The sequence below is a fragment of the Pasteurella pantherarum genome (assembly GCF_049670885.1).
In the GTDB taxonomy this organism is placed as follows: domain Bacteria; phylum Pseudomonadota; class Gammaproteobacteria; order Enterobacterales; family Pasteurellaceae; genus Pasteurella.
This window is the reverse complement of record NZ_CP187173.1, coordinates 1,390,309-1,403,520: the sequence shown is the minus strand read 5'-3', so window position 1 is coordinate 1,403,520 and position 13,212 is coordinate 1,390,309. Positions and strand designations below refer to the sequence as shown.

The window sequence follows — 13,212 nt, the reverse complement described above, 5'->3', positions numbered from 1 at the left end:
TGAAGGATTAACTTAGTATGAACAAAAATCGTTACAAACTTATTTTCAGTAAAGTGAAAGGCTGTCTTGTGCCTGTTGCAGAATGTATTAATTCTGCTATCAGCAATGGATCATCAGATTCAGAAACCACCACAGAATCCGAAGCGGAGGAACCTCCCCTTCTTGCTCACCCCCTTTCACCTGTCTCATTATGGGTAAAAAGTACCTTAAATCCTGTTTCTTCCGTGATGCAACTAACGTGGAAACAGGTTTCTATTTTGTTTTTGACCGTGATTTCTGTTCCTGCGTTGGCAGAAACAGAGAAAACTGAAAAGGCTAAATTAACAGAAATTAACAATGGTAGTAATGAGCATATTAAATTAGATTCATCCAATAATACATCTACTGATAAAACTAAAATCTATCGATCTGAGAATAACGTTCTTGTTATTGATATTGCTAAGCCAAATAACCAAGGGATTTCAGATAACCGTTTCCATAAATTCAGTGTGCCTAACGGGGCTGTATTTAATAACAGTAAAGAGCAAGAAAAATCAAAATTATTGGGATATATTCCAGGCAATGAAAATGTCAAAGATAAGCAAGCTAGCGTTATTTTAAACCAAGTAACTGGCTCCGATATCAGTAAAATTGAGGGAGCACTAGAAGTTTTAGGGCAAAAAGCTGATCTTGTGATTGCTAACCAAAATGGAATTATGCTTAATGGTGTGAAAACCATTAATGCTAGTCGTTTTGTCGCAACTACGAGTAGCGAAATTAATCCCAACAATATGATGTTAAATGTTACTAAGGGTACGGTAACGATAGGTACAGATGGTTTTGCAACAGATGACTTACCTTATTTAGATATTATTGCTAAGAAAATTGAACAAAAGCATGCTATTACTAATGAAGGTAAAGAAAAAACAGCTACAGAATCTAACACTAATATAACCTTTATTGCAGGGAATAGTGAATATAATTTAACGAATCATAGTTTGGTTGAAGGGAAAGGGATTGATGCTCAAGGACAACTTGCGATTACAGGAGCTTCTACAGGAGCAATGCATGGTAAAAGTATCAAGTTAATTGTTACGGATAACGGTGCAGGGGTAAAACATGATGGTATTATTTTATCTGAAGGTGATATCCATATTGAATTGCACGACGGGGATTTGGATCTTGGTAATACTGCGCAGCTAACAGAATCTGTTTTAGATAAAAAAGTTCAAGCAAAAAATAAGTTTGATGTTAAAGATGCTAAGCGTACAACGATTGGTAGTGAGCTTAGAGCTAAAGAGATCAAAATTACTGCTAATGAAACTAAGTTAAAAGATGGTGTAGAAATACGAGCAAATCAGACTGCGAATATCAGTTCGAAAGCCTCACTTTCTATTGGGAAAAATGCCAAATTAGTTGCAAATGATGTCAATACGACAACAGGATCATTAACCAATGATGGACGTATTTATGGTCGTAATGTCACAGTTGATGCTGATAATTTATTAAATAATAAAGAAATTGTAGCTGAAGAAAAGTTGACAATTGATACTAAAGGAAAAGAGTTCTCTGTTGATGAGCATGGCTATGAAGTGCTTCGTTTATTAAAAAGTAGCGCAAGTTTAAAATCAGGCTTTATCAATAAAGGAATCATTGAAAGTAAAAAAGACGCCACGCTAAACTTTAAAGGCAATACAAGTTTTCTAGTCCAAGATGATAAGTTTATTACAGTAGGCACGAATCTCACCATTAATGCACAAAATGTTGAAATTGATAAACAAGATATTCAATTAGGTGCGAACTTAACTATTAATGCAAACAATAGTTTTATTAATCATAAAGGTGTATTAGCCTCAGGACAAACCTTAACTATTAATGCAAAAAATGGAAGTATTTATAATATTGGTGGAACCCTTGGTGCAGCTAAATCACTTCAATTAACTGCAAAATCAACGAATGAGCGTATGGGTAATATTGTTAACCAAGAAGATGCTTTATTTCATACGCTTGGGAACATGAGTTTAGAGGCGGATCGTTCGGTTTATAATATTAGTAATATTTATGCAAAAGATAAGTTAACGGTTAAAGCCCGTGACTTAATTAATGATGTACGTTTATCAGGTAAGGTGAGTTATCAAACTCTAGGTTCAAGTCGTTATTATGATATTAGCCGTGTGGCTAATCATGGATGGCATGTTAATGTTTATCAATTAAATTTAAATTTACAAGAGCAAGATAAAGCGGATATTCAAGTTATCAAAATGGGAGCGATTCGTTCAGATGGTGATTTTGATTTCAAAGGTATAAAAGCAGAAAATGTAGAATCAAAAACACAGTTAGTGAATCATGGCTTGATTAACGTCAAAAATACATTTAAGGCTGAGGCAGATCAAATTGTTAACAACATGAAAGGATTTGATCAAAATGCACTGACAACTGTATTTAAGAATCCTGCGAAAATCTACATACACTACCAACCACGTGCACGTTATATTTGGACAGCTTTATCAGGTAATGCAACACGTGAATTTAATAGCTTAGAATCATTCCTAGATGCTTTATTTAGCCCTTCCCCTATTACTAGCTCGGCGAGTTATTCTGCTGAAAATTTTAGTGCTTATGAGATCCTGCGCCATGTAGAACATTCCCCTATATACAAAAAAGCAATGGCACAGGTTTTTGGAGCAGAGTGGCATGATAATTCCTACGAGGATATGAAAAAAGCCTGGAAAGCCTTTAAAGAAAATCCAACAAATTTCACTTATTACCCAACTGAAAAAGCAAGGATATTGGCGGGTACGTTGGAGGGTAAAGTTAAAGATTTAAAAAATAGTGAAACTTCTCAATATGGTCGTTTTGATGGCAACATTCAAATTGGCAAACATCAATTAACATTACCATCTGTAGAGTTTAAACCAGAATTTAGTGATAAAGAGAGGTTGGAGGCAGATGATATTGATTTATCAGATATTCTTGCATTACTTGAAACGCCAAATCTCTTTATTGATAATAGTGTTCAATTAGAAAAAGAAAGGGAAGAAGAGGATCTTCTTCTATCTCCAGATCTGGATAGTGAGGAAGGTGAAAGCGTTAATGATAACGAAACGGAATCATCTAGTAATATTGATAAAGAATCAGAATTGAGTAATGAGGGTAAAAGTACGGATGAGTCTGGTGTAGATAATGACTCTAAAGGGAATAAACCTCCACGTACTGATCGTACAGTAGACTACCTCAATCCAGATGAATTTTTTGAGAATGGTTATTTGCTTAATACTTTGCTGAAAAAGCTTGGATATAAGGAATTAGTCACTACTGATTATTTTAATCGTGCAAAAAATTTAATAGCTATTGGTGAGTTAAATAATAGTTTAGATAAAGACATAAATTCTATTCAAAATGAATTACAAGCATTATTTGAAAAGGAACAAAAAGAATATAAAGATAGCTTAAAAGTACAAGCTGAAAAAGCTCTTGCTCAAAAAGAAAAGCAACAAGAAAAACGTCTTGAAGAAAGTAAGCAAGAGGAAAAACGCCAAGAGCAAGATAAAGTTGCTAAACAAGCTGAAATAGCGAAAGAAATTAAGCAAGCAGAAGAGATTAGTAAAAAAGAAAAAGAGCTTGAAATCCAAATCCAAGCCAAAGAGAAGCAACAACAAGAAGAAAAACGTGTAGCTGAAGAGAAAAAACAAGCTGAACAGCAGAAAAAAGCTGAAGAAAAAGCTGCGAAAGAAAAATTAGAAGTTGAGCAGCAAAAAGCGTATGAAGAGACGGCAAGACATGAGGCTGATGCATCAAAAAATAGCTTATTGAAAGCGATTGATGATGATCGTCCAAAAGTGGAAACCGATCCGCTTTATCGTACGAAATTAAAATACATCAACCAAGATGAATACGCAGGTGCAAATTATTTCTTCAATAAACTTGGCTTAGATACAAAAGGGAATCAAAAAGTTAACGTGTTAGGTGATAACTATTTTGATCACCAATTAATCACACGTACGATTGAGAAAAAAACCGATAATCGTCTTAATCAAAAATATAATCTCACCGATGTAGATTTGGTTAAAAAACTGATGGATAACTCTACCTCACAGGCTAAAGAGTTAGATCTTAAACTTGGTGCAAGCTTAACCAAAGAGCAACAAGCTAAACTTACTGAAGACATCATCTGGTATGTAAAAACCAAGGTAAACGGTAAAGATGTGTTTGTGCCACAGGTTTATTTTGCTTCTGAGACATTGGCTGATGCTAAAAAATTACAAGGTTTAGGCACGGGTGTCATTAGTGCAGGCGAAGTCAACATTAAAGCTGAGAATGTGGTCAATACCGGAACATTAGCGGGCACGAAGCTGAATGTTGAAGCAAGTAATAAAATCCAAAATAAAGGCAGTATCTTAAGTACCAAAGAAACACGCTTAGTGGGACATAAAGGTATTGAGAACTTGTCGCGTTCATTTGCTAACGATGAATTAGGGGTAACCGCACAACGTTCAGAAATCAGAACAGAAGGTCATTTACATCTTGAAACAGACAAAGATGCAAGTATTGATGTACAAGCTTCTGATATCAAAGCCAAATCAGGCTTTGTGAAGACGGGTGATTTGAATCTTAAAGATACACACAATACGAAACATTCTTATCATGAGACATTCTCGCCGAGTTCACTCCAGCTCACAGAAATGAATATTGGTGGCATTAAAGTACCTATTTTAAGTATGTCTTCTGCCTCAAGCCATTCAGAGCATAAGAGCGAAGCAACCTCTGTGGGATCAAAACTTTCAATTGATCAGCTTCATCTCGCTGTAGAAAAAGATGTGAATCAAGTGGGAAGTGATTTAGAAGCGAAACGCATTAGTGGTATTGTGAAAGGAAATTACAATACTGAAGCGGGTAAAAATATTAAACACTCAGAACAAGAAGATTACTCTTCACAACTCGTAGCTTCAGCACATGCAAGTGGTGGTGGTACATCTGTCCGTTATGACTACAATAGTAAAGACGGTGGAAAAGCCTCTGTTGGTGTTCCAACAAATCATACGGGTGTCGGTGCGGATGCAGGTATCTCTATCACACATACTAAAGAAAAAGAAACATTACTAACCCACACCAACAGTGAGTTACAAGTTGAAAGTGGTAAATTACACGTTCTTGGTCATGCAGATATTGGTGGTGTTGACATTAATACGAAACTGCCAGCGGATGTGCAAAGCAAAGCAACAAATGACACAGCGGCAAGTCATAAAGACAATACGGCAAATAGTCAACAAGGTGCAACTCAGCCTTCTACTGCAAATAAAGCAAATGAGGCACCAGCACTTAATGCATTATCTGAAGCCGAAATTGCTGAGCTAATGTCAGAAAAATCACAAGCATATTTCGAAGAACAAGCGAAGAAAGCACCAGATGCAAAAGGCTTTGAATTGTCTGCGAAAGAAATTAAATCGAGCAAACAAAAAGATCAATATGATCATGAGTCTGAGCGCACAAGCTTTAAAATTGGACCAGAAATTGAAGCGCACTCTGCGATTGCGGATATGGTGAGCCACTTAGTAAAAGAATATCGAGATGCACAAAATGGTATCAAACAAGATGGCACAGTAGCATTGCAACAAGCAAGTGATGTCTTGAATATTATTACGGGTGATCTTGCGGGTTCTTCAGCGAAATTGGCAGTAGAAAGAAATCGTGAAACCAAACGTACAACAGAAACTGGTGATATTGTCACGAAGATTGGTGGTAAAGTAACCCTTTCTGCACATGGTGGTAGTGTAGAGCTGAAAAATGTACGCAGTGATGAAAACACTGATCTCACTTTAAAAGCAAAAGAAGACGTGAATATTCTTGCTGGTGAAAAAACGCGTGAAACACAAGAAACCGCGTCAAGACAAAAACTTGCACATGGTGTAAATGCGGGTTGTAGTATGATGACTGGCGCATGTACTGCAGGGGTAAGTACGTCACTGGAAGGCAGCGAAAGCTACACCTATGAAAATGAAAAAACACATAATAACAGTGTATTACAAGGTCAGAACATTAAGATTGAAGCAGGTCGTGATCTTAACTTAGTGAGTTCTAACATTGATGCGAATAATGTAGATCTCAAGGTGGAAGGGAAAACGAATGTTGTGTCAAAACAAGACACATTGCAGAAAACGACGCACGGCTTTGATTATAGTGTTTCTGCAGGGGTTGCGTTATCGAGTGCAACAATTGCAACACCAACAGGTAATATCGGTGGTGGTTATACCAATGAGACAGAAACCGCACGTACTGTGAATCAACAAGCTGGAATCAAAGCCAACAAGTTGACAGGTCAAATTAATGACTTGAATCTTGAAGGTGGTCATATTGTCAGCAAAGATAACAGCAAAGACTTAAAAGTTAAAGGTAATGTCACGACGAAAGCCCTTCACGATCAACATGATAAAGATGGTGGGTCATTCGGTTTATCTGTTGGTATCAGTGAACGTGGTACAACAGCCTTTAATATACGAGGCGGACGTTCTGATCAGAAACACTATAATGCAACGCAAAATGCGACCATTTCTGGTGTAGATACCTCTAAAGCAAATGTATCTGGTCAGGTGAATACTGATTTGGCTAAGGCGAAAAATGTAACACGTGATGACACTTATGCCAGCACGCAATTCAGCTTTGAAGTGGCGGATATTGTGGAATTGGGTCAAAAAGCCAAAAATAGATTAACTACACCAAAAGCGGGTAATGATGATGCACCAAGTGCTTCATTCCGTTCTCGCCCTGTGGCAGATGAGACAGATTCTGTATCAGTGAAAAACCCAATTTATGAAAGTGCAGATGCCGTTGTACAAACACCACGTAAAAATGCGGACAATGTGGAATTGGTTGATAACCCACTTTATGGGGCAACACCAAGAGCCAAAGCCACAGAGGCAGAAAATAACCTAGCCAAATCCCATGATTACGAAGAAATCCCAGCGGGTGTGTATAACAAAGTGGGAGATAGCAGTTCAGATCTTGCCCGTAATCGTGCGGCGAAAACCGATGATCACATTTATGCGGAGATTGGCGATCCAACTTACAGCACCATCGGAGATAAAAATGCAGATGTAAGACGTAATCAATCTGCGGTGACGACTGAATATGCTGAAGCGGGTCAACCTCGTGCGAGACGTGCAAATGATCCATTGCCAGAGCTACCAGGACAAACAAAAGCCAAAGTGGCAACGGAAACATCCGAAAACATTTATGCTGAAATTGCTGACAGCAAAGCAAAACGTGCGTTACCAGCAACCCCAGATGCACAAGCGAAAACACCGTCTGTGGACAGCACTTATGCCACGGTAGAGGCACCAAAAGCCAAAGTAGCTGACAGTGATTACGCAACCATTACGGAACCAAAAGCGAAATCAATCGACAGCACTTATGCCACGGTAGAGGCACCGAAAGCCAAAGTAACTGACAGTGATTATGCAACCATTGCGGAACCAAAAGCGAAATCAATCGACAGTACTTATGCCACGGTAGAGGCACCAAAAGCCAAAGTAGCTGACAGTGATTATGCAACCATTGCGGAACCAAAAGCGAAATCAATCGACAGCACTTATGCTACGGTAGATGCACCAAAAGCCAAAGTGGCTGACAGTGATTATGCGACCATTGCGGAACCAAAAGAGCGTAAAGCAAGAAATGCGAATGATCCATTACCTGAATTGCCAGGTCAGAGCAAAGGAAAAGTCGCAACAGAAGTGGACAGTGCTGATCATATCTATGCAGAAATTGCGGATAACAGCAAAGCAAAACGTCCATTGCCTGATGTACCAGAAAGTAAAGCAAAACGTCCATTACCTGACACGCCAGAAAGCAAAGCGAAGGTTCAAGTCAGTGATAGTGAGGGAGATTATGCAACAATCAACCCAGCACCAAAAGCAGGTCAAGCACAGGATGCTGAGGTGGCAGAAACCCTTCAACCACGCTCAAAAGCTAACTCGGCGGAATCCGATTATGAGACGATTCCAGCAGCAGATAATGCAGCAACAGCCAATACAGGCAGTGCAGGCTTTAGACGTGTAGGCAATACAGATAATGCAGATAGCCATGTTGAGCCAAAAGTGCGGTCTGTTTCTGAAGAGAATTCAGCAGCAAATGCCTCTGCACCAAAAGCGAAAGCCGAAGATGGGGTAGATAACACCCAAGCAGTGGCGAAAAGCGAAAAAGCTGAAAAATCTTTCTTGAGCAAAGTGAAAGACTTCTTCACAGGCGGCTCAAATAAAGAGAAAAAAGCGAAAGCGACAAAACCAGCACAAGAAGAAGCTCAAGCCCAAGTGGCGACGAAGCCAAATTATGATGGGTTAGAAGACAACCTGAACCTGAAAAATCTCCTAGATTTAGAAGGTCAACGTAATGAGGCTTTTGAATCAAATGTATTGAAAAATCCAGAATTCTTAGCGGAAGCGAGAGAAGCAGCGAAGAAATACATTCCTGAAGCAACCATTAAACAAATGGGGAATTCGCCAGAGTTTGATGACATTCTGACCGAAGGGGCAAGAAAAGTTGAAAAACGCATTAATGATGCGGTGAGCTTTAAACCTTCTGTGGAAGAATTTAATGATATTCAAGGATTAGTGAAACAATTGCCAAAAGGTGACGTGATTGACGATGTGAATGTGAAAACATTGAGCATTACTGAAGCCTTAGCGGAAACCTCGAAAACGATTCAACGTAATCCAAAATTAAAAGAGGAAGTACAAGGTGCTATTGAAGAATTCTTGAAGAGCAGCCAAGGTAAAGACTTAACAGTTGAAATGATTGAGAAGTTAAACCACGGTTTACGTCCAGATGAAGGTGCAGATCGTTTACTTTATAAGAAAGAAACCCTCACCAAAGAAAATGCTGTGTTCTCAAGCCCAGAAGCTGCGAAAATCCAGTTAGGGGAAACCGTTGACTTTATTAACCGAGCCAAACAACAAGGTGTTGAACCAAGTGTGTTAGCTGGTTTAGTGTATCAACGCTTGATCGCTTACCATCCGTTTGCGGAAGGAAATGGTCGTATGGCTCGTGTGATTGTGAATAAACTCTTATTAGACGCAGGTTATCCACCGTTTACGAAGTTTAGCCCAGAGTTTGAAACACAAATCATTCCACAAACCAACAGCACGGCGAAATCCGCAACAAGTACGGAAGTGGTGAAAGAGTTCTTAACTGAGTTAGGTAAAAAGCCATTGCCAGAGGTGAATAGCACGGCAAATAGTAAGCCGAAAGCAGGAACTGAAGAACCTGTTTATGCGACTGTGGATAAACGTCCTGAAGCCTTAGCTAAAGCGAAAGCGAGAGGGGATGAAGCGGCACAACAACAGCCATTAAAAGCCAATGTGGCAGAAGAGGTGGTGCCAACATTACCAAAACGCCCAGCTGATCTTGGTTCAGAGGCAGAAACTCGCCATGACGTGAAGACTGCAGTGGATTCAGACGTTGAGGTGAAAGCGAAAGCACAAGTGGATGAAGACATTTATGCAACAGTAAATAAAAGCCCAGAAGCACGTGCAAAAGCTAATGCCAAAGCAGACGAAGCCTTAGCGAAAAATCCAATTGTGAAAGTGCAAGTAGAAGATGACGATGTACCTCCAGCATTACCAATTCGTCCAGAATTGAAAGATGCAGCGGGTATTAATTCGAAATCAAAAGTGAAAAGTGAAGATACTGCAAGCAGTGCTGAAAAAACATCGTTCTTCGGCAAAATTAAGCAGTTATTTACTGGCAGCGAGTCTTCTAAATCAGCAAAAGCTGCAAAACAAGAAGACACGACAAATGCGAAACCAAACTATGACGGTTTAGAAGACAGCGTGAACTTGAAAAATCTTTTAGATTTAGAAGGTAAACGTAACGAAGCATTTGAAACGAATGTATTGAAAAACGCAGAATTCTTAGCAGAAGCGAGAGAAGCGGCGAAGAAATACATTCCAGAAGCAACCATTAAACAAATGGGTAACTCACCAGAGTTTGATGACATTCTGACAGAAGGTGCACGTAAGGTTGAGAAACGTATCAATGATGCGGTGACGTTCAAGCCGACAGTGGAAGAATTCAGTGAAATTCAAGGCTTAGTGAAACAATTACCGAAAGGTGATGTGATTGAAGATGTGAATGTGAAAACACAAAGCATCACAGAAGCGTTAGCGGAAACGTCAAAAACCATCCAACGTAATCCGAAATTAAAAGAGGAAGTACAAGGAGCGATTGAAGAATTCTTGAAGAGCAGCCAAGGTAAAGACTTAACAGTTGAAATGATTGAGAAGTTAAACCACGGTTTACGCCCAGATGAAGGTGCAGACCGTCAGCTTTACAAGAAAGAAACGTTAACGAAAGAAAATGCGGTGTTCTCAAGCCCAGAAGCATCGAAAATCCAGTTAAGCGAAACGGTGGATTTCATTAACCAAGCGAGAAGCCAAGGTGTAGAGCCGAGCGTATTAGCAGGTTTAGTGTATCAACGCTTAATTGCTTACCACCCATTTGCGGAAGGTAATGGTCGTATGGCACGGGTAATTGTGAATAAATTATTGTTAGATGCAGGTTATCCTCCGTTTACGAAGTTTAATTCTGAATTTGAGACACAAATTATTCCACAAACGAATACCACGGCGAAGTCAGCGACAAGTAGCGAAGTGGTGAAAGAGTTCTTAACCGAGTTAGGTAAAAAAGGTGATGCTATTCAAAAACCAGTAGCAAAACCAGCTGAACAAAACTCGGTAGAAACTAACCGCACTTTAGAGCAGGCTATTGGTGCTGCTGCCTTTAGAAAAGCAAATGTAGAAACTGAACAACCAAAAGCAGCGGTTCCTACTGCAGAAGCTAAAGCTGAAGTAAGCAAACCAGTGAGTGAACGTGTTCAACAAAAAGAATTAATTGAGCAATCTCGCGGTGTGTTAAAACAAGTTCAAGATCAGTTCCAACCGTTGAAAGTGAAACACAAAATTGATGATGTTCGCTCTTCAGTTGAACAATACGGCGGTGAAGTAAGCTTCAAATATGCACAGTCAAAAGGTGAAGTTTATAAAGAGATCGTGAAACACGTTGAAACACAACACGGTGTTTGTGAGTCTACTTGTGCACACTGGATCGCAAATAAAGTCAGTAACCAAGGCGATGACTTCTGGAATACACTTTATGAAGGCGGTAAAAAAGGTCACTTAAAACAAGAAACTATCGATTCTATTAAGAAACTACAAACTGAGTTTATGAATAGCGGTAGTGCAACACAGCAGTTCAAATTAACTGATAGCTGGTTGCAAGAACAAGGTGTTGTACCGAAAGAGAAAAAAGTGGGTAATGCAAGTCGTCGTGACGAAGTTGCTGGCACTGTATCAAAAACAGATATTTCAGCGTTAACGAAAGCAATTTTAGATACAGGTAGCGACAACTCAGGCGTGAAGAAAATCTCAATTAACCTTGAGGGTGGTTCACACACTGTGTCAGCAGCAGTTCAAGGTGAAAAAGTGGTATTCTTCGATCCTAACTTTGGTGAAATGACTTTCCCAAGCCACAAACAATTTGAGTCTTGGTTGAAAGGTGCATTCTGGGAGAAAAGTGGTTACGCAGGTAAGAAAGACGGAAAACGTTTCTTCAACGTCGTGAACTATGAATTACCAGCAGATGCAGAGAAACCAAAAGCGGCGACTAAACCTGTTGTTGCGAATGAGCAAGATGTGCCAAGCAAAAAACACGGATTCTCTAATCCATTTAGATCGAAAGGAAAAGATAACGCCGAAGGTCCAAAAATTGAACATCTCGGTGGCAGTGCGGATAAAGATGCGTTCTATTTCCCATTAGATAAAATTGTGACGAAAGATCGTGGAATTTCGAAGGATATGAAAGTGAATCTTGAGAATATTAAGAAAGCGTTCAATCCGAAAGATAAACATTACAACAGCTCAGAAGCGAAAAACTTAAGAGCAATGTATGAGCAAGATCCAACGATGTCTTCAACACGTTTTGTGATTGGTAACCAAGTGATTGAAAATCCGTTTAAATCACAGGATTTACAAGCTTATATCCAGAAGCATCATGTGAAAACCCCTGACGTGGCAGCGAAAACGGCAAAACCATTACCAGCATTGCCTACGGGGAAAGTGGCTACAGAACAAAACGCAGCCCCTGCGGTTGCGAAAAAACCTGTGCAGCCACCTAAACCAAAAGCACAAGGGAATCAGCCTGCTGATCCAAATGCGATTTATGCTCAGGTGAATAAGAAAAAAGCTCAATCAGCGGATAAAGTTGAAGGCTTCTATTCTGAATCACAACTGAAAACCAGAAGTGATAAAATTGTGGAGCAAGTCAGCCATGTGCCAACTACAGAACCTGTGTATGCGGATTTACAATTCCGTCACAATGGGAAAGCTAAGGTACATCAAGGCTCAAGCGAAGTGGTTTATGACGAAGTGGCAACGAAAGTGAAAGGTCAAGCACCGAAAACGGCAGAGAAACCACAAAAACCACAAAAACCACAACCACAATTGAGCAAAGGATTTATTCCTGAATCACAACTGAAAACCAGAAGTGACAAAATTGTGGAGCAAGTGAGCCATGTGCCAACTACAGAACCTGTGTATGCGGATTTACAATTCCGTCACAATGGGAAAGCTAAGGTGCATCAAGGCTCAAGCGATGTGGTTTATGACGAAGTGGCGACGAAAGTGAAAGGTCAAGCACCGAAAACGGCAGAGAAACCACAAAAACCACAACCACAATTGAGCAAAGGATTTATTCCTGAATCACAACTGAAAACCAGAAGTGATAAAATTGTGGAGCAGGTCAGCCATGTACCAACTACGGAACCTGTGTATGCGGATTTACAATTCCAAGCAGGTAAAACGCAACGAGTGATTTCTTCTCAGCAAGAGACCATTTATGAGGAAGTAGGCAAAAAGCCACAAGAAGAGCCTATTTATCAAAACGTGATTAGAAAAGGCGTTAACCATAAATAATATCTTGCGAGATAAATCAAATCAGTAAATACAAAGGGGCTCATTATGAGCCCTTTTTTTATTCTTTTATTACAAGAAAGTGCATGGTTTGGACGAGAACTAAAGGCAAAACTTTTTCAAAAAGCACCGCACTTTAGCTTGCTTTTTCCAAGCAGGTTGGATTTTACAAGAGGCTAGTGGTTCGTGTAGTAGAGCAAACGATGCCCTAGCTTTGAGCATGACCGTGATATTGAAGCTAAAAAAATCCCTCTCTTTGTTGAAGAGAGGGATA

Annotated in this window: 1 protein-coding gene; it reads left to right on the top strand. The window is 39.5% G+C overall.

The features are described from left to right. Nucleotides 1–17 precede the first annotated feature (17 nt). Nucleotides 18–12,941, top strand: coding sequence for a YopT-type cysteine protease domain-containing protein (locus ACPEEM_RS06550; protein WP_424401351.1), 12,924 nt, complete (start codon nt 18–20; stop codon nt 12,939–12,941). Nucleotides 12,942–13,212: the final 271 nt, after the last annotated feature.

Excerpts from the sequence above, each read along its gene's own strand:
- ACPEEM_RS06550 (WP_424401351.1), top strand. The coding sequence starts at position 18 with ATGAACAAAAATCGTTACAAACTTATTTTCAGTAAAGTGAAAGGCTGT.